Annotated in this window: 18 protein-coding genes; 4 read left to right on the top strand and 14 right to left on the bottom strand. The window is 59.4% G+C overall.

The window, feature by feature from the left end:
- Positions 1 to 18 precede the first annotated feature (18 nt).
- Together betB and betI are read right to left on the bottom strand one after the other, a co-directional pair.
- On the bottom strand, positions 19 to 1,491 hold the full coding sequence (gene betB, locus AD668_RS24980; protein WP_053163129.1) for a betaine-aldehyde dehydrogenase: 1,473 nt from the start codon (positions 1,489 to 1,491) through the stop codon (positions 19 to 21).
- Between the two features lie 61 nt (positions 1,492 to 1,552).
- Positions 1,553 to 2,146, bottom strand: coding sequence for a transcriptional regulator BetI (gene betI / locus AD668_RS24975; RefSeq protein WP_053163127.1), 594 nt, complete (start codon positions 2,144 to 2,146; stop codon positions 1,553 to 1,555).
- A gap of 381 nt (positions 2,147 to 2,527) precedes the next feature.
- On the opposite strand from betI, the gene AD668_RS24970 reads away from it, so the two are divergent.
- The gene (locus AD668_RS24970) at positions 2,528 to 4,468 is read left to right on the top strand and encodes a BCCT family transporter (RefSeq protein WP_256220784.1); all 1,941 of its coding nucleotides are present in this window, start codon (positions 2,528 to 2,530) and stop codon (positions 4,466 to 4,468) included.
- Between the two features lie 172 nt (positions 4,469 to 4,640).
- On the opposite strand, the gene choV is transcribed toward AD668_RS24970, so the two are convergent.
- The 3 genes from choV to AD668_RS24955 all read right to left on the bottom strand — a co-directional run bounded on the left by choV (position 4,641) and on the right by AD668_RS24955 (position 7,685).
- Positions 4,641 to 5,819, bottom strand: coding sequence for a choline ABC transporter ATP-binding protein (choV, locus tag AD668_RS24965; protein WP_053163123.1), 1,179 nt, complete (start codon positions 5,817 to 5,819; stop codon positions 4,641 to 4,643).
- Positions 5,816 to 6,661 (bottom strand): choline ABC transporter permease subunit, encoded by an 846-nt coding sequence (gene choW, locus AD668_RS24960; RefSeq protein WP_053163121.1) that lies wholly within the window; start codon positions 6,659 to 6,661, stop codon positions 5,816 to 5,818. Before choW ends, choV begins: the two co-directional genes overlap by 4 nt.
- Before the next feature lie 76 nt (positions 6,662 to 6,737).
- Positions 6,738 to 7,685 (bottom strand): choline ABC transporter substrate-binding protein, encoded by a 948-nt coding sequence (locus AD668_RS24955; protein WP_053163119.1) that lies wholly within the window; start codon positions 7,683 to 7,685, stop codon positions 6,738 to 6,740.
- A 435-nt stretch (positions 7,686 to 8,120) separates the two neighbouring features.
- Between AD668_RS24955 and AD668_RS24950 the strand changes: the two genes are divergently transcribed.
- Positions 8,121 to 9,497 (top strand): L-serine ammonia-lyase, encoded by a 1,377-nt coding sequence (locus AD668_RS24950; protein WP_053163117.1) that lies wholly within the window; start codon positions 8,121 to 8,123, stop codon positions 9,495 to 9,497.
- Positions 9,498 to 10,024: 527 nt separating this feature from the next.
- Positions 10,025 to 11,128: a GlxA family transcriptional regulator gene (locus AD668_RS24945; protein WP_053163115.1), complete on the top strand. Its 1,104-nt coding sequence runs from the start codon at positions 10,025 to 10,027 to the stop codon at positions 11,126 to 11,128.
- Positions 11,129 to 11,204: 76 nt separating this feature from the next.
- Here the strand turns inward: AD668_RS24945 and AD668_RS24940 are convergent, their stop codons facing one another.
- From AD668_RS24940 to choX, 6 genes are all read right to left on the bottom strand, one after another.
- On the bottom strand, positions 11,205 to 11,471 hold the full coding sequence (locus AD668_RS24940) for a hypothetical protein (RefSeq protein ID WP_053163113.1): 267 nt from the start codon (positions 11,469 to 11,471) through the stop codon (positions 11,205 to 11,207).
- 353 nt (positions 11,472 to 11,824) lie between these two features.
- A complete protein-coding gene (locus tag AD668_RS24935; RefSeq protein WP_053163112.1) occupies positions 11,825 to 12,988 on the bottom strand; it encodes a gamma-butyrobetaine dioxygenase in 1,164 nt (387 codons plus the stop codon).
- Between the two features lie 13 nt (positions 12,989 to 13,001).
- A complete protein-coding gene (locus tag AD668_RS24930) occupies positions 13,002 to 13,478 on the bottom strand; it encodes a thioesterase family protein (RefSeq protein ID WP_053163110.1) in 477 nt (158 codons plus the stop codon).
- Positions 13,479 to 13,607: 129 nt separating this feature from the next.
- Entirely contained in the window at positions 13,608 to 14,573 is a 966-nt protein-coding gene (locus AD668_RS24925) for an L-carnitine dehydrogenase (protein WP_053163108.1), read from the bottom strand.
- Positions 14,574 to 14,708: 135 nt separating this feature from the next.
- Positions 14,709 to 15,596, bottom strand: coding sequence for a 3-keto-5-aminohexanoate cleavage protein (locus AD668_RS24920; RefSeq protein WP_053163105.1), 888 nt, complete (start codon positions 15,594 to 15,596; stop codon positions 14,709 to 14,711).
- Between the two features lie 74 nt (positions 15,597 to 15,670).
- Positions 15,671 to 16,615 (bottom strand): choline ABC transporter substrate-binding protein, encoded by a 945-nt coding sequence (choX, locus tag AD668_RS24915; RefSeq protein WP_053163103.1) that lies wholly within the window; start codon positions 16,613 to 16,615, stop codon positions 15,671 to 15,673.
- A 224-nt stretch (positions 16,616 to 16,839) separates the two neighbouring features.
- On the opposite strand from choX, the gene AD668_RS24910 reads away from it, so the two are divergent.
- A complete protein-coding gene (locus tag AD668_RS24910) occupies positions 16,840 to 17,784 on the top strand; it encodes a GlxA family transcriptional regulator (protein ID WP_053163101.1) in 945 nt (314 codons plus the stop codon).
- Positions 17,785 to 17,892: 108 nt separating this feature from the next.
- Here AD668_RS24910 and AD668_RS24905 read toward each other — a convergent pair whose 3' ends face one another.
- The 3 genes from AD668_RS24905 to AD668_RS24895 are packed head-to-tail and all read right to left on the bottom strand — an operon-like array spanning position 17,893 to position 18,904.
- Complete coding sequence (locus AD668_RS24905; protein ID WP_053163099.1) at positions 17,893 to 18,309, bottom strand: DUF3010 family protein; 417 nt, start codon at positions 18,307 to 18,309, stop codon at positions 17,893 to 17,895.
- 33 nt (positions 18,310 to 18,342) lie between these two features.
- Positions 18,343 to 18,666, bottom strand: coding sequence for a helix-turn-helix transcriptional regulator (locus tag AD668_RS24900; protein WP_053163097.1), 324 nt, complete (start codon positions 18,664 to 18,666; stop codon positions 18,343 to 18,345).
- Positions 18,650 to 18,904, bottom strand: a complete 255-nt coding sequence (locus AD668_RS24895) for a type II toxin-antitoxin system RelE/ParE family toxin (RefSeq protein WP_053163094.1) — start codon at positions 18,902 to 18,904, stop codon at positions 18,650 to 18,652. The genes AD668_RS24900 and AD668_RS24895 overlap by 17 nt, the downstream gene beginning before the upstream one ends.

The raw sequence follows: 18,904 nt of genomic DNA, 5'->3' as shown, positions 1-18,904 counted from the left end.
GGAGAAGCAGAGGCTGCCTTAGAACACCGAGACGTAATCGCCCAGCTCAACCTGTACCGATTTGATGCGGGTGAAGTTGTTCAGCGAGCTGATCCCGTTCTCACGGCCAACGCCCGACTGCTTGTAGCCGCCCACCGGCATCTTCGCGTCGGACTCGCCCCAGGCGTTGATCCAGCAGATACCGGCTTCCAGTTGATGAATCACGCGGTGGGCGCGGTTCAGGTCCTTGGTGACGATACCGGCGGCCAGGCCGAAGTCGGTGTCGTTGGCCCGACGGATCACTTCTTCTTCGGTTTCGTAGGTGAGGATCGCCATCACCGGGCCGAAGATTTCTTCGCGAACGATGGTCATGTCGTCGGTGCAGTCGGTGAACACGGTCGGTGCCACGAACGCGCCTTTGGCGAATTCGCCGTCGGTCATGCGGTCGCCGCCGCACAGAACGCGAGCGCCTTCTTCCTTACCTTTGGCGATGTAACCCAACACGCTTTCCATGTGGGCGAAGCTGACCAGCGGGCCGAAGTTGGTGTTTTCGTCTTCCGGGTTGCCGACGCGGATGCGCGCAACACGCTCAACGATCTTGGCTTCGAACGCAGCTTTCAGGTGGGCTGGTACGAACACGCGAGTGCCGTTGGTGCAGACCTGACCGGAGCTGTAGAAGTTGGCCATCATTGCGGTGTCGGCGGCGCGATCGAGGTCGGCGTCGTCGCAGATGATCAGCGGGGATTTGCCGCCCAGTTCCATGGTCACGTCTTTGAGGGACGAGGCCGAAGCGCTGGCCATGACTTTCTTGCCGGTGTCGGTGCCGCCGGTGAAGGAGATCTTCTCGATGCGTGGGTGCTCGGTCAACCAGGTGCCGACTTCACGGCCGCTGCCGGTCAGGACGTTGAAAACGCCGTCGGGCAGGCCGGCTTCGGTGTAGATCTCGGCCAGTTTCAGGGTGGTCAGCGAGGTGACTTCGCTTGGTTTGAAGATCATCGCGTTACCGGCCGCCAGGGCCGGGGCGGATTTCCACAGGGCGATCTGGATCGGGTAGTTCCACGCGCCGATGCCGGCAACCACGCCCAGCGGCTCGCGCCGGGTGTAGACGAACGACGTGGTGCGCAGCGGAATCTGCTCGCCTTCGATGGCCGGTACCAGGCCTGCGTAGTATTCCAGCACGTCAGCACCGGTGACGATGTCGACGTAGCGGGTTTCGGAGTACGACTTGCCGGTGTCCAGGGTTTCCAGGGCAGCCAGTTCGTCGTTGCGCTCGCGCAGGATTTCCACGGCGCGACGCAGGATGCGCGAGCGCTCCATGGCGGTCATCGCCGCCCAGATTTTCTGGCCCTTTTCGGCGCTGACAACAGCGCGCTCTACGTCTTCCTTGGTCGCACGCTGGACCTGTGCGAGGACTTCACCGTTAGCCGGGTTGATGGCTTCGAAAGTGGCGTCGCTGCTGGCGTCGGAGTACGCGCCATCGATGTAGAGTTTTTGCAGTTCGAAACGGGCCATAAAGTCCTCGCAAGAGCATTAAGTGGTTGGCGCGAGTCAGGGTTGAGCGTCTATGTGTGCTCTAACTCACCCGCTTGGCCAATTGGATATCCATGTATTCGTAAGCGATCTGTTGCGCCTGCCCGGTGTCGAAAGCGTCTCCCGACAGCGCGCCGCGCAACCACAAACCGTCGATCAACGCTGCCAGGCCGCGGGCGGCGCTGCGCGCATCATCGAGCGCCAGCACGCGGCGGAACTGGCAGCACAGGTTGGAATACAGACGGTGATCGTTGATCCGCTGCAACCTGTGCAAAGACGGCTGGTGCATGCTGGTGGCCCAGAAGGCCAGCCAGGTTTTCATTGCCGGGCCATTGACCTGGCTGGCGTCGAAGTTGCCTTCGATGATCACCTGCAGATGCGCCCGTGGGCTGTCATCTGCCAGCGCCTGACGGCGCGCGGTGACGCTCTCGCTGAGGGCGGTCATCAGATACCGCATCGTGGCGGCGATCAGGCCATTCTTGTCCTGAAAGTAGTGACTGATGATGCCATTCGAGACACCGGCCAAACGGGCGATCAGCGCAATGCTGGCGTCCCCCATTCCGACCTGATCGACTGCCTGCAATGTGGCTTCGATCAATTGCTGACGACGGATGGGTTGCATACCGACCTTGGGCATCTTGCACATCTCCTTAGGCCTTCCGGCAGACGTAGAACGTCTATCGGCTTGTAGGCCAGTCTATTTTGTTTTGATTGAACGTTCAATCAACAAAGAATAAGATCTGCGACAAATCGTCGCTGCCTGGAGATTTTTTCCACGTGTAGCGGCGAAAAAAATCGACTTCCGAAACTGCTCGAAACCTGCGCGCTGCGGCGCCTACGGGCTTCGGGCTTTTTTCGGGCTGTCTTTATATCACCCGTCGGTCGGCTGCCCACTAACCGATTAGTCGGGTAACACGTTTGTCTTGCGTTCTTCTCTCGCACTGCCCGGAGCATCTGTGCCATGAGTTCTGCCTCGCTAATAAAGACCCCACCGGAAAAGGTGACGGTCAACGGTTGGGTGTTTTACACCTCTACCGCGTTGATTCTGTTGTTGACCGCCATTCTGATCATCGCCCCGCAAGAGGCCGGCAGAATGCTGGGTACGGCGCAAGCCTGGCTGTCCCGCAGCTTCGGTTGGTACTACATGGTAGTGATCGCCGCCTACCTGATTTTTGTCGTCGGCCTGGCGTTCTCGTCCTACGGCAAACTGAAACTGGGCAGCAAGGACGACACCCCGGACTTCAGCTACGGCGCCTGGGCGGGGATGCTGTTTTCGTCGGGTATCGGCATCTCGCTGCTGTACTTTGGTGCATCGGAGCCGCTCGACCACTACTTCAATCCGCCGGAAGGCGTCTCCGCCAGCAACCTCGCGGCACGTCAGGCGGTTCAACTGACATTCATGCACTGGGGCCTGCATGGCTGGGCGATCTATGCGCTGGTGGGGTTGGCGGTGGCATATTTTGCGTATCGCCATAACCAGCCGCTGGCGCTGCGCTCGGCGTTGTATCCGCTGGTGGGCGAGCGTTGGGTCAAAGGCGCTGCCGGCCATGCGGTGGACGGCTTCGGCATGTTCGTGACCCTGTTGGGTCTGGTGACCAACCTGGGGATCGGTTCGCTGCAAGTGTCGTCGGGGCTGGAAAACCTGTTCGGCATGGAACACAGCAACACTAACCTGCTGATCGTGATCATCGTGATGAGCACCGTGGCGACCATTGCTGCCGTGTCGGGCGTGGAAAACGGCATCCGTCGTCTGTCCAACCTCAACATCGTGCTGTTCAGCGGCCTGCTGATTTTCGTGCTGCTGTTCGGCCCGACCCTGCACCTGCTCAACGGCTTCGTGCAGAACGTCGGCGACTACTTGAACGGCGTGGTGCTGAAGACCTTCGACCTTTACGTGTACGAAGGCGACAGTGAGAAGTCCGACCGTTGGTTGGGCCTGTGGACCCTGTTCTACTGGGCCTGGTGGATTTCCTGGGCACCGTTCGTTGGCATGTTCATCGCGCGTATTTCCCGTGGTCGCACGGTGCGTGAACTGGTGGCGGGTGTGCTGCTGATCCCGCTGGGCTTCACCCTGGCGTGGCTGTCGATCTTCGGTAACTCGGCCCTGGATCTGGTGATGAACCACGGGGCCGTGGAGCTCGGAAAGACCGCACTGGAACAGCCATCCATGGCGATCTACCAGTTGCTGGAACATTACCCCGCGTCGAAAGTAGTGATCGGCGTGTCGATCTTCGTCGGCTTCGTGCTGTTCCTGACCCCGGCGGATTCCGGTGCTGTAATGATGGCCAACCTGTCGTGCAAGGGCGGCAACGTCGACGAAGACGCTCCACACTGGCTGCGGATTTTCTGGTCGGTAGTGATCACCCTGGTGACCATCGGCTTGCTGTTTGCCGGCAACTTCGAAGCCATGCAAACCATGGTGGTGCTGGCGGGACTGCCGTTCTCGGTGGTGCTGGTGTGCTTCATGTTCGGCTTGCACAAGGCCATGCGCCAGGACGTGCAGATCGAACAGGAGCAAGCGCAGTTGGCTGAACGTGGCCGTCGTGGTTTCAGCGAGCGTTTGACTCAGCTGGACCTGCAGCCGAGCCAATCGGTGGTGCAACGCTTCATGGACAAACAGGTGAGCCCGGCATTGGAAGATGCGACGGCGCAGATGCGTGCGCAAGGTCTGGAAGTGCAGACGTTGCTCGGCAAGTCCAAGCGTTGCATGGGCGTGCGCGTGGAGATGGAAGAGGGCAACCCTTTCGTCTACGAAGTGAGCCTGGATGGCTATCTGGCCACGCCGACCGAGTCTGTTCAATCCGATGAGGCGCGTCAGCGTTTCTATCGTGCCGAGGTGTACCTGCACAACGGCAGCCAGGACTACGACCTGATGGGCTTCACTCAGGATCAGATCACCCGTGACGTGCTCGATCAGTTTGAAAGCCATCGGCAGCTCCTTGGCCGGGTTTATAGCTGAGTTGTGAGTAGCGCCTTTGTAGGAGCTGGCTTGCCAGCGAATGCCATACCGCGGTGTATCTGATACACCGCCATCGCCGGCAAGCCGGCTCCTACAGAGATAGCGTTGATACGAATAACGCGTTCAAACAAAAACGCCGCGATCCTCTCGCGGCGTTTTTGTGTCTGTTGCCTTACCCCAGGTTCTTGCCGAGCAGCGCGTGATACAGCTCGCTGTCACCCAGTATCCCCACCACATGGTTATTGTCGTGCAGCACCAGTTTGTTGCCGGTCTGATAACGAATCTGCAATGCGTCGCGCATGCCGATGTTCGAGTCCACCAGGGTTGGCCGACGACCCAGGCCTTCAACGGCCTGACCCGGTATCCAGTTCTGCAAGTCCAGCGCCGAGCCGTTCTGGCGAGCACCCTTGATGGTGTTGCCTTCCGCCAGATCCAGCCACGAATCGCCGCCCGGATCGAGGCACACTGAACCGTTGATGCGTTTGCAGTTGTCCAGTGTGCGCATCAGGCTGCGGCCGCACAGCACGTTCAGCGGGTTAGTGTGGGCGACGAAGGTTCGTACGTAGTCGTCCGCCGGGTTGAGGACGATTTCTTCCGGTTTGCTGTATTGGATGATCCGACCGTCTTTCATGATCGCGATGCGGCTACCCAGCTTCAGGGCTTCATCGAGGTCGTGACTCACGAACACAATGGTCTTGCTCAGCTTGCGTTGCAGTTCCAGCAGTTCATCCTGCAAGCCCTGACGGATCAGCGGGTCGAGTGCCGAGAACGGTTCGTCCATCAGCAGGATGTCAGCGTCCATGGCTAGCGCACGGGCCAGGCCCACTCGCTGCTGCATACCACCGGAAAGCTCATCGGGTTTCTTGTTGCGCCATTGGGTCAGGCCCACCAGTTCGAGTTTCTCGTCGACCAGTTTCTTGCGTTCTTTCTCCGGACGACCCTGCATTTCCAGACCAAAACTGATGTTTTCGCGCACGGTCAGCCAGGGCATCAAGGCGAACTTCTGGAACACCATCGCGATGCGCTTGGTGCGCATCATTTTCAGTTCTGCCGGGGTGCAGGAGGCGATGTCGATCTGTTTGCCTTCATGCTCGACGAACAGCTTGCCGCGACTCACGGTGTTGAGGCCATTGATGCAGCGCAGCAGGCTGGACTTGCCGGAGCCGGACAGGCCCATCAGCACGCAGATTTCACCTTTCTCGATATCCAGGCTGGCTTTTTCAACGCCGACAATCTGCCCGGTCTTTTTCAGGATTTCGTTTCGGGTCATGCCTTGGTCGAGCAGTTTCAAGGCTTCGCGCGGATCTCTGGCGAAGATCACGTCGACGTCTTCAAAGCGAATAATGCTCATGCGTCACCCCCTACTTTGGCGTCGGGTTGTTTGCAGATACGGTCGAGCATGATCGCCAGCAGTACGATCGCCAGGCCCGCTTCGAAGCCTAGGGCGATATCAGCGGTATTCAGTGCGTTGACCACCGGTTTGCCCAATCCATCGGCGCCCACCAGTGCCGCGATCACCACCATCGACAACGACAGCATGATGCACTGGGTGATGCCGGCCGCGATGCTCGGCATGGCGTGAGGCAGTTCGATCCGTGAGAGCAATTGGCGACGCGAGCAGCCGAAGGCCTTGCCGGCGTCCATCAGTTCTTGCGGGACATCGCGGATGCCCAGGTAGGTCAGGCGGATCGGCGCGGCAATGGCGAACACCACTGTGGAGATCAGGCCCGGCACCACGCCCAGCCCGAAGAGGGTCAGGGTAGGAATGAGGTAAACGAAGGTCGGTACGGTCTGCATCAGATCGAGTACCGGACGCATTACAGTGTAGAACATCGGTTTGTGTGCGGCGACGATGCCCAACGGCACGCCGATCAATACGCAGACCAGGGTGGCGAACAACACCTGGGCGAGGGTTTCCATGGTTTCCTGCCAGTACCCCAGATTGAGGATCAGCAGGAAGGAGGCGATGACAAAGGCGGTGAGGCCCCATTTGCGTTGGATGAAGTGGGCGAGCAGTGCGATCAGGCCGATCAATGCCAGCGGGTTGAACCAGGTCAGCGCAAAAGTCACGCCGTGGATCATCGTTTCCAGTGTCACGGCGATGGCGTCGAAGGTGTTGGCGCCGTGTTGCGTCAACCATTCAACGAAGCCTGCGATGTACTGGCCTAAAGGTATTTTCTGATCAATCAGCATGGTAGTGAACGTCCGCATGCGAGGAAATAAACAGCCCGGGCGGCTACACCGCCCGGCATAAGCGATGCTCCCTGATTCAAGGCGTCAGTTTGGCTTTCACGGCCTCCAGGCCAGGTTTACCGTCAATGGTGGTCACGCCAGCGAGCCAGGTATCGAGCACCTGTGGATTCTTTTTCAGCCAGGCCTTGGCGGCCGCGTCAGGCTTCATCTTGTCGTCCAGGATGTTGCCCATCAGTTCGCTTTCCATGTCGACGGTGAACTCCAGGTTCTTCAGCAACTGACCCACGTTGCTGCACTCCTGGGCGTAACCCTTGCGGGTGTTGGTCGCCACGGTGGCGGCACCGAAATCCGGGCCGAAGAAGTCATCGCCACCGGTCAGGTACTGGATTTTGAAACGCTTGTTCATCGGGTGCGGCGCCCAGCCGAGGAACACCACGGCGGTGTCGCGTTTCTGTGCGCGGTCGACCTGCGAGAGCATGCCGGCTTCGCTGGACTCGACCATCTTGAAACCAGCGTCCTTGAGACCGAAAGCGTTCTTGTCGATCATCGACTGGATAAGGCGGTTGCCGTCGTTGCCCGGCTCGATGCCATAGATCTTGCCGTCGAGTTCTTTCTTGAATTTGGCGATGTCGGCGAAGTCATGCAGCCCTTTGTCGTACAGCGCCTGCGGAACGGCGAGGGTGTACTTGGCGCCTTTGAGGTTGGTGCGCACAGTCTCGACGGTGCCCGCATCGCGGTAGGCCTTGATGTCGTTTTCCATGGTCGGCATCCAGTTGCCCAGGAACACGTCCATGTTCTTGCCGTCGGCCAGGGACTTGTAGGTCACGGGCACGGAAATCATGGTGGTCTTGGTCTTGTAGCCGAGGGCGTTGAGTACGACGCTGGTGGTCGCGGTAGTCGCGGTGATATCGGTCCAGCCGACATCGGAGAAGTTTACGGTGCTGCATTGGGCCGGTTCGGCGGCTTGCGCGAGAACCGGCAGACTAAGCAGGGCGGCCAACAACAACGACGGGGAACCTTTCATGGATGGACTCCTTGGTGTTTTTTTTGGCAGTGTTCCGACTGGACCACCGCACTTATAGGTTGCGGTTGGATGGCGTTCTGGAGACAGCTCTACCACGGCGCCTTGCAATCGAGTCGATATGATCATGTACCAGTGAAAATCTGACGCCTACAGGGTGCGTCGTATCCAGTACAGGGATGGTCGCATCCAGTGTCGGTGAAGTCGTTTACAGATTTTTTCAGCCTCCTTCGTCCTTCCTGAGCGCAAATAAACGGCTAAAACGCGGCGTAAAAGACACGCGGCGTTCGTGGGCATGAGTGCGTCGGTTAGAGACGTCGAACAACTGGATAAAAGCTTGATGATGCGGCCACCTCGACGGATTGCAGCTTGAGCGTAGCAGCTCCGTCACCGGGCGTTTTTGCGCCTGGAGTTGGTACATCCAGGAGTTCTGCAGTCATGGCTATCAGTGTTTTCGACCTGTTCAAAATCGGCATCGGCCCTTCCAGTTCACACACCGTGGGGCCTATGCGGGCGGCCGCGCTGTTCGTTCAGGGCCTGCGTGAGCGAGGGTTGCTGGAACACGTGCGGCGCGTCGAAGTCCAGCTGTTCGGCTCGTTGTCGGCCACCGGTATCGGGCATGGCAGCGACAACGCGGTCGTCATGGGTTTGATGGGCGAGTGGCCGGATGCGATCGATCCGTCGCAAATCGGCATTCGTATCGCCACGCTGCGCGAAACCGATACGCTGCTGCTCGACAGTCGCTTGCCGGTGCCCTTCATCTGGGCCCGGGACATGCGCCTGATCGACGAGAACCTGCCATACCATCCCAACGCCATGACCCTGATTGTCGAGGGTGATGACGGCGAGTTGTCTCGCGACACCTACTATTCGGTCGGCGGTGGTTTTGTCGTCGATGAGGCTCAGGCTTCCAGCGGTGTCGTCGACCTCGACCGCACTGTATTGCCTTATGACTTTTCCAGCGCTGCCGAGCTGCTGGAGCTATGTAAGAAGCACAACCTGCGGGTGGCCGAACTAATGATGGCCAACGAAAAGGTCTGGCGCAGCGAGGAGGAAATCCGCAGCGCCCTGATGACGCTCTGGCGTGCCATGCAGGATTGCGTCGAGCAGGGTCTCAAGCATGAAGGCATCCTGCCCGGTGGTCTGAACGTGCGCCGTCGCGCGGCCAAACTGCATCGCAGTTTGCAGGAGCTGAACAAGCCCAACGTCATTGGCTCGACCTTGAGCGCAATGGAATGGGTCAACCTGTTCGCCCTGGCGGTCAACGAAGAAAACGCCGCCGGCGGGCGCATGGTTACGGCACCAACCAATGGCGCGGCGGGAATCATTCCAGCGGTGTTGCACTACTTCATGAAGTTCAGCGAAGCGGTGACCGACGCCAACGTTGTCGATTACCTGCTTGGCGCGGCGGCGGTGGGAATTCTGTGCAAGAAGAACGCTTCGATCTCTGGCGCCGAGGTTGGATGCCAGGGTGAAGTCGGATCGGCCTGCGCCATGGCGGCGGCGGGGCTGGCGGAAATCCTCGGCGCCACGCCGGAGCAACTGTGCAACGCGGCGGAGATCGGCCTGGAGCATAACCTCGGCCTGACCTGCGATCCGGTGGGCGGGCTGGTCCAGGTGCCGTGCATCGAGCGCAACGCGATTGCGGCGGTGAAAGCGATCAACGCAGCGCAGATGGCCTTGCGCGGTGATGGGCAGCACTTTATTTCGCTGGACCGGGTGATCCGGACCATGCGTGATACCGGTGCCGACATGCATGACAAATATAAAGAGACATCGCGGGGTGGCCTGGCGGTGAGTGCGGTTGAGTGTTGAGTGTAGGAGCCGGCTTGCTGGCGATTCAGACGACGCGGTGAATCAGTCAATCCGCGTTATCGTTTATCGCCAGCAAGCCGGCTCCTACAGACGAGGCTTTACCATTCAGAACTGCGCGTTAAGTGAACACCCGATTTAAACCGCGCCACCTTTTGGCGCGTCGCTAACAGATAACTCGTTTCACCGATGGTCGTCTCCTATTCAAAGGCTCGACCACTCGTCCCCCGTGCCTGCGGTGACACTCTCTCCCTGCGGCACTCAGCCCTGTTCCCACAAGTGCTACCGAATTGCTCACGGCGTGTGGAGCGGGGCGCTTGCCAGCCTTGATGGCCATTTAAATCCCCACTCCTTGCGTGTCTTGTATAGACACATTCCGACGTCGTTTTCAGGAGTTATTGAACGCGCATTCAAATTTAGGCACGGCAATTGCTCTGTCATTACAAAGCCCGTCTCCCACGCGAGAACGATGGCAATAACAAGAGCCTCCGCCTGAGGCCATCACCCGCTTTGTGTGAGGAGATACCGCGATGACGTCGTTCAACTCCGGGGCCCAACCCCAGAACCGTGCGCCTCAATCCATCGGCTTTCTGCTGCTGGACAATTTCACGCTGATTTCTCTGGCCTCCGCAGTAGAACCGCTGCGCATGGCCAACCAGTTGTCCGGTCGCGAGCTGTATCGCTGGACGACCCTCACCGTTGATGGCGGTCAGGTCTGGGCCAGTGATGGCCTGCAAATCACCCCCGACGCCTCCATGCACAAAGCCCCGCCGATGGACACCATCATCGTTTGCGGCGGTATCGGCATCCAGCGCACTGTTACCCGGGAACACGTGTCATGGCTGCAAAGCCAGGCGCGTCAGTCCCGTCGTCTCGGCGCGGTCTGCACCGGCAGTTGGGCTCTGGCTTGCGCCGGTCTGCTCGATGGTTTTGATTGCAGCGTGCACTGGGAATGTCTGGCAGCAATGCAGGAAGCTTTCCCGCGTGTGGCGATGAGCACTCGCCTGTTCACCCTCGATCGTAACCGTTTCACCAGCTCCGGTGGCACCGCGCCGCTGGACATGATGTTGCACCTGATCAGCCGTGATCACGGTCGTGAACTGTCGGCCGCAATCTCGGAAATGTTCGTCTACGAGCGCATTCGTAACGAGCAGGATCACCAGCGTGTGCCGCTCAAGCACATGCTCGGAACCAACCAGCCAAAGTTGCAGGAAATCGTTGCGCTGATGGAAGCCAACCTCGAAGAACCGATCGATCTGGACGAGCTGGCGGTGTATGTCGCGGTGTCGCGTCGACAGCTGGAGCGGCTGTTCCAGAAATACCTGCACTGCTCGCCGTCGCGCTACTACCTCAAGCTTCGCCTGATCCGCGCACGGCAGTTGCTCAAGCAAACGCCGATGTCGATCATCGAAGTGGCGTCGGTGTGCGGGTTTGTGTCCACGCCGCACTTCTCCAAGTGCTACCGCGAGTACTTCGGTATTCCGCCGCGTGATGAACGCGTAGGGTCCAACACCACCCAGCAAGTGGCGATGATGCCGCTGCCGCAGGCGCTGGTACTGTCGCCGTTGTCCGGGCCGTTGTCGGCACTGAGCCAGGCGCGTAATGAGTCGACGTTTGCCAGTGTAAGGCTCTAGGCCGAGGGGCCATTAAAACATCGCAGCCTTCGGCAGCTCCTGTAGGCGCTGCCGAAGGCTGCGATCTTTTGATCTTTTATGGGCTGGTGTGGCTCTGCTGATACTCCGCCAATGCCGGCAACAACTGCTTGTCGATGGCCTGGCGCACTGCCGGCAATATCGTCGCGCTGCTGGTGTACATCTGCTTGACCATCGTGCGCAGCACTGTTGCCCGTTCGTTGTTCAAACCTCGCACCGCACATTCACAAGCCTGCTCGGCTGTGGATCCGATCGGTACTTGAAAGCCCAGCGACTTGAGCTGGCCCAACAGGTCTTCCTGGTCTATCAAATCGGCGTGCATCATGACGCAATCCTTCTTCAGGGAACGGTGTCGTGAATCGATTCTGGTGGGGGGGGCGGGGTGTCGGCAAGGGCGATTTGTCGCAATGCCTCAATTGGTTATGAACATGTCGTTTTCGGCTAACCTGGTAACGAGAGGAGTGGGCACACTGGACTCAGCTCGCTTCACGAAGGTTTGGTCACCATCGCACGGCAGCTCCTCAACAGTACCCTCTGCCTCGATCCTGTCACGGCTTGATCGGGGCTTTTTTTGTCTGCTTGAAAAGCAAAAGATCGCAGCCTTCGGCAGCTCCTACCGTTGAAACACAATCCCTGTAGGAGCTGCCAAAGGCTGCGATCTTTTAACGCTTTAACGCTTTAACGCTGCAATACGAGAATGCGCGACAGCAACTCATCCCGGTCGACATAACAACCCTGGAAATGCCTCGCCCCGCTGGCCGGGTCAAACGCGTTGCGGGCATGCAGGGTGCGGCGGTTGTCGAAGCACCAGAGTTCGCCCGGGTTGAGCCGCTGCATCAACCTGAACCGGGGCTCGCGTGTCATTGCGATAAAGCGACGATAGGCGTGATAAAGCCTGGGCATTTGCTCCACCGACGCATCGAACGGCCCGCGCAGAAAGTTCGCCATACGGATTTCCGACACCTGTCCCAAGGTGTCCAGGGCGATGATTGGTGCGAGGCAGCGGTAGTCGCTGTGGCGGTCCTTGTTGCGAAATTCGACGGGTATTTCACACAGGCTTTTAAAGGCCTCCGGATCCTCGCGGCGCAAGGCCTCGGCGATGGCAAAACCATCGACAAAAACGCTCTCGCCACCGTCGGCGTCGTTGACCAGGCAATGCAAAAACTGCAGCCCCGGTTGCAACTCCCGGGTTGGCAGATCGCTGTGCAACGGCAGGTTGAATGCGGTGTAGGCATTGCTGTCGGCATCGGCCTTGGATTGCACGTTGAACAGCACGCCAAAATTGCTCTCGCGGATGAAGGAAATCCGTTGGGCGATCAGCTTCAACGAACCGGGTTCAGTGGGTACGCCGCGGACTTGGGTCAGTCCGATATCACGCACGGCCAGCAGCCATTGCAATAGCGCATCGTTGTCGGTCATCAGCGCCTGATAGTCGAAAACCGGCAGCTGTAGATCGCTGTGCCACAGCCTGGCTTTCGGCTTGCCGTCACGGCGCTCGGCGCGAGATTCGTCATCATAGGCGTGAGCGCGAAGCCAGCCGGGATCGAAGCGGCTGAGGTGGCCGTCCTCCCATCGAATACTCAGGCAACCTTCAGCATCAACGCTGCTTTCGGCGGGCGTCAGGTTTTGCGCAACATCGACGATTTCCAACACCTGCTCACGGGTCACCGTGTACACGCATTGGGGGCACGGGCAGTTGTCCCGCAGCCATTGATGATGGAAGGGACTGACACGATCGTCGGCCCACTTCACCAGCACGCGATCCGCCATGGCGTGCACGCCAGCCAGCGCGCTGATCATCGGATAAGTACGAAAGTCGGCAAATGCTGCGGCGGTGTTCATGGTGATCTCCTTGTTATTTTTTTGGGGGCAATGCGATCACTCGGCCAATGTAGGCGGGTGTGGGCAGGTCAGCCTGTTCGGCGACGATGGCTTGCAGCTTGCTCAATGACTGTTCACTGAACGGTGTTGATCTTGGCCCGGCGAGATCGACATGCAGCAGCATTTGCTCGTTGCCCGCCAGCTCCTTGTCGTCCCCGACGAGGTGCAGGCTGTGGTAGAGGTGCAGGCGTTTGCTGTCGTGAGCGATGATTTGCGTGTGCACTTCGACGTCGGCGTCGAGCTTCACTTCGTGCAGGTAATTGAGGTGCAGTTCGAGGGTGAACAGCGAGTTGCCGCTGGCCTCGCGGCTGTTGCTGTCGAGGCCAAGGCGATCCATCAGCGCGTCGGTGGCGTAGCTGAAAATCAGCAGGTAGAACGCGTCGCGCAGGTGGCCGTTGTAGTCGACCCAGTCGGAGATGATTCGGGTTTTGTAGGTGGTCAATGCAGGCATGTCATCAAATCCTGAAATCACGAAAACCTGTAGGAGCCGGCTTGCTGGCGATAGCGATGTTCGCAGCGCCACAGAGGTGGTGGTTGTGCCGGCCTCATCGCCGGCAAGCCAGCTCCTACAAGGGTAGGGTTATTCGGCGAATGCCATCCCATGCTTCTCTTTTGTGGTCTTCACCGCCTCCAGCACGGCTAGCAGGCAATCATCACGATAGCGCTCCAGCGCCGAAATGCTGTGTTTGCCCAGTTGATCGCTGGTGCCATCGACCACATCGTCGATCAGTTTGTCGGTCAGCTCCGGTGCCGGCAGATAGGTCCACGGCAACTGCAACGCCGGGCCGAATTGCGCCATGAAGTGACGCATGCCGGCATCACCGCCCGCCAGAGTGTAGGTCAGGAACGTGCCCATGAACGACCAGCGCAGACCGGCGCCAAAACGGATCGCGTCGTCGATTTCGCCGGTGGTGGCCACGCCGTCGTTGACCAGGTGCAAGGCTTCGCGCCACAGCGCTTCGAGCAGACGATCGGCGATGAAACCTGGCACTTCCTTGCGCACGTGCAAGGGTCGCATGCCCAGGGATTCGTAGACGTTCATTGCCGCCTGCACGGCTTCAGGTGCGGTGTTTTTACCGCCCACCACTTCGACCAGTGGCAGCAGATAAACCGGGTTGAACGGGTGACCGACCACACAGCGCTCAGGGTGCGTGGCGCTCTCGTAGAACTCACTCGGCAGAAGGCCCGAGGTACTGGAGCCGATCAACGCATTGGGCTTGGCCGCCGCGCTGATCTTGCTGTGCAGTTCCAGTTTCAGTTCGAGGCGTTCCGGGGCGCTTTCCTGAATGAAGTCAGCGTCGCGAACGCACTCTTCAATGGTGGCGACAAAGCGCAAACGGTCCTGCGATGCACCCGGTGCCAGGCCTTGTTTCTCCAGCGCCCCCCAGGCATTGGCGACACGTTTGCGCAGCGCCGCTTCGGCACCTGGCGCCGGGTCCCAGGCCACCACATCGAGGCCGTGGGCGAGGGCGCGGGACACCCAGCCACTGCCGATGACACCGCTGCCCAGTGCGGCGAAGGTTTTGATTTCGGTGATGAAGGTCATGGTCATTTCCTGAAAATTTCGGTGTTCCCTGTAGGAGCCGGCTTGCTGGCGAAGACGGTATTCCCGTCACGGAAAATGTGGCGGATGTACTGGCCTCATCGCCAGCAAGCCGGCTCCTACAGGGGGGAGTGGGGGTTAACCGCGCTGGGTCAGGCCCATTTTCTTGCGGCCTTCAGCCGGGGTCAGGACGCGGGCGCCGAGGCGGCTGAGGATTTCCGTGGCGCGCTCGACCAGTTGGCCGTTGGTCGCCAGTACGCCTTTGTCCAGCCACAGGTTGTCTTCCAGACCGACCCGCACGTTGCCGCCCAGCAGCACCGCTTGCGCCGCCATGGGCATCTGCATGCGCCCGATACCGAAGCCGGCCCAGACTGCGTCCGCAGGCAGGTTGTCGACCATGGCTTTCATGGTGGTGGTGTCAGCCGGTGCACCCCAGGGGATGCCCAGGCAGAGCTGGAACAACGGGTTATCCAGCAGACCTTCCTTGATCATCTGCTTGGCGAACCACAGGTGACCGGTGTCGAAGATTTCCAGCTCGGCTTTCACGCCCAGCTCTTGAATGCGTTTGGCGCCAGCCCGCAGTTGCGCCGGGGTGGACACGTATATGGTGTCGCCATCGCCGAAGTTCAGGGTGCCGCAATCGAGGGTGCAGATTTCCGGCAGCAGTTCTTCGACGTGGGCCAAGCGGGTCAGCGGGCCGACCAGGTCGGTGTTCGGACCGAATTCCATCGGGTTCTCGCCAGCACCGATTTCCAGGTCGCCGCCCATGCCGGCGGTCAGGTTGACGATGATGTCCACGTCTGCCTCGCGGATGCGCTCCATCACTTCGCGGTACAGCGCCACATCACGGCTGAACTTGCCGGTTTGCGGGTCGCGAACGTGGCAGTGCACCACGGTGGCGCCGGCCTTCGCGGCTTCCACGGCAGCGGCGGCGATCTGTTTCGGGGTGACCGGCACGTGTGGGCTTCTGGCGGTCGTGTCGCCAGCACCGGTGAGTGCGCAGGTGATGATGACGTCGTGGTTCATTGGGCGGTTTCCTTCAGGCGTGTGGGTCCCGTTCGCAGCCCGGTCGGGCTGCGAGTCGGTGATTCAATCAGGGTTTATTTGCTGGTCAGTTTCAGGTTTTCCGCAGCCGGTTTGCCGTCGAAGGTGGTGACGCCTTCGAGCCAGCGTTGTTTGTCCTGCGGGTGATCCTTGAGCCATTGCCGGGCCGACTCGAAGGCGTCCTTGTGATCCAGCAGCGGCTGCATCATTCGGCTCTCGTCTTCGGCGGTGTAGGTCAGGTTGCTCAGCAGGCGGCCGATGTTCGGGCATTGTTCGGCGTATTTCGGCGCGGTAACGGTCCAGACCGTGGCCATGCCCTCGTTCGGGCCGAGGGCGTCTTCGCTGCCGGTCAGGTAAGTCATTTGCACATTGACGTTCATCGGGTGCGGCGCCCAACCGAAGAACACCACGGCCTCCTTGCGGCGCACGGCACGGTCCACGGCGGCGAGCATGCCGGCTTCACTGGATTCGACCAGCTGGAATTTGCCGAGACCGAACTGGTTCTTGGCAATCATCGCTTTGATCTGGGTGTTGGCGCCCGAGCCCGGTTCGATGCCGTAGATCTTGCCGCCCAGTTCTTTTTCGAATTTGGCGATGTCGGCGAATGTCTTCAAGCCTTTGTCGGCGAGGTAGGTCGGCACGGCAAGGGTGGCGCGAGCGTCTTGCAAACTAGGGGCTTCAAGCACCCTGACCTGGTTGGCGTCGACGAACGGGGTGATGGTCTGGGTCATCAGCGGGTTCCAGTAACCCAGGAACAGGTCCAGACGCTGGTCGCGGATCCCGGCGAAGATGATTTGCTGGGAGGCGCTGGTTTGTTTGGTGTTATAGCCGAGGCCATCGAGCAATACCTGGGTCATCGCGCTGGTCGCGATCACGTCGGTCCAGTTCACTACACCCATGCGCACGTTCTGGCACGCGGCGGGTTCGGCGGCCATGACACTGGCGCTCAGAAAAGCGGTACCACTGAGTGCAAGAACACAGCTGCTGATCAGTCGTTTCATTCTCAGGTTCCTCGGCAGTTCGTTTATTGTGAGTTCCGGCGTCTGATGCGCCGGTGATCACACGTTACGCAGCAAATCGGCCATGAAAGCGCACTGCGGCGACCAGCACTTGCACTGCAGCGACCTGTGCTCTTGAATGCACCTTGCAAGTGGCGTATCAACATCCCTACGCTGCCCGCCCCTCGTTACCTGGCCTCTTGTTACCTGCTAAGCGAGTGCGCTCCATGTCTCAGGATTTCTACTTCTTGTTGATGCCGGGTTTCTCGGCCATTGGCTTTATCTCGGCGATCGAGCCGCTGCGGGTCGCCAATCGCTTTCGTGGCGAACTGTATCGTTGGCATGTGCTGAGCGCGGACGGCGGCGCGGTGCTGGCCAGCAACGGCATGTCGGTCAACGCCGATGCGGCGCTGGAACCCTTGAAGAAAGGTGCGACGCTGCTGGTGGTCGCCGGGTTCGAACCTTTGAAGTTCGCGACTCCGGGGCTGGAGCATTGGCTGCGGCGGCTGGACAACGAAGGTGTAACCCTCGGCGCCATCGACACCGGCAGCTTCATCCTCGCCGAGGCGGGTCTGCTCGACGGGCATCGCCTGACCCTGCACTGGGAAGCCATCGACGCGTTCAAGGAATCTTATCCGCAGCTCAGCGTCACCCAGGAGCTGTTCGAAATCGACCGTCGGCGCATCACCTCTGCCGGTGGTACCGCTTCCATCGATTTGATGTTGGATTTGATCGCCCAGGCCCATGGTGCGGAACTGGCGATCCAGGTCAGTGAACAGTTCGTGCTCGGCCGTATTCGCCCGCGCAAGGACCACCAGCGCATGGAAGTCGCCACACGTTATGGCATCAGCAACAAGAAACTGGTGCAGGTGATCGGCGAGATGGAGCAGCACAGCGAACCGCCGTTGAGCACGCTGGAATTGGCGGAATCGATCAAGGTGACGCGGCGACAGCTGGAGCGATTGTTTCGGTTGCACTTGAACGACACACCGAGCAATTTCTACCTGCGGTTGCGCCTGGAAAAGGCGCGGCAGTTATTGCGTCAGACCGACATGAGCGTGCTGGAAGTGAGCATTGCCTGTGGCTTTGAATCGCCGTCGTACTTCACCCGCAGTTATCGGGCGAAGTATGAGCGGTGCCCACGGGAAGATCGGCGCACCGCAAAAGCATGATCAATTGAGAACCCTGTAGGAGCTGGCTTGCCAGCGATGGCACTCTCAAGATCACCACGATGCCCATGGCCTCATCGCCAGCAAGCCGGCTCCTACAGGGCGGCGTTTTTACTTTTTCATCAGTGCAGAGCAGGCTGCTTTGTAAGCCTCATGCTGATACTTGTTCAGCGTCCCCGGCAGCTCGAAGTTGTGCTTTTTGGCCTGGGCATTGATCGTCTGCGGCGACAGCAACGTCACCTCACAATTTTCCAGCAACTGGAAAACCCCTTCGATCTTGAACGTCGTCGGCCCGCCCGCGAACTCGCCTTTCTTGCTGCGCTTCTTGATCACAATACGATCAATGGAATTCTCACGCACAAACGACGCAACCTGAGCCGCAAACACTTTGACGTTGGCGGCCTCGTCGTCATCGTCCAGGGCAATTTTCTTGGTGGCGAGCGCAACATGGCTCAACGTCGTGCCGTCCAGGCTGGCCACGGCGATGATCGCTTCGCTGCCTTTGATTTCGATGCCGCAGAGTTTCATGTTGAATCCTTTTACTGGCTGATGGCGTGCAGCTTACAGCTCAAGTTGACTGGCGGTGATGCCAAACGCCATGGCGATTTTTTCGCGGGTCGCTTTGCGGGGCTTGGCGACTGTTTCCTGTTGAGCGAAGGCTGGTTGAGAAATGCCCATGCGTTTGGCTACTTCATCTTGGGTAAGGTTCAAGTGTTCTCGCCATGCACGGATGGGAGTGGCGCCGTCGACGATGCGACTGACCACTTCGTGAGGGATCAGATCGGGCTCGATTTTCTGCGCCACATATTGCGCGTATGGAATGACCACAAAGGCTGGATTGCCTTCGGCGTCGTTGATGATTTGTACGTCAGTAGGTGCGCTCATCGCGTTTTTTGACCTGTTGAATGCTGACCACTTTGATCGCGCCATCCCAATCAAACATGACCCGATAGTTACCGACGCGCAGCCGATAAGCGTAGTCATGACCGACCAGTGCTTTGACATTGCCCACATCGGGCATGCCAGCGAGCGCCGTGATGGCATCACGAACCTGAATCTGGTGAACGGAATGCAATCTCAAGAGTTGCTTAACGGCCTTTCGAGTCCAGTGAATGCTGTTCAT

It is taken from the genome of Pseudomonas sp. P1.8 (assembly GCF_001269805.1).
Lineage (GTDB): Bacteria > Pseudomonadota > Gammaproteobacteria > Pseudomonadales > Pseudomonadaceae > Aquipseudomonas.
Note: the sequence above shows the minus strand (reverse complement) of the source record. Positions and strands in the feature narration are given on the sequence as shown.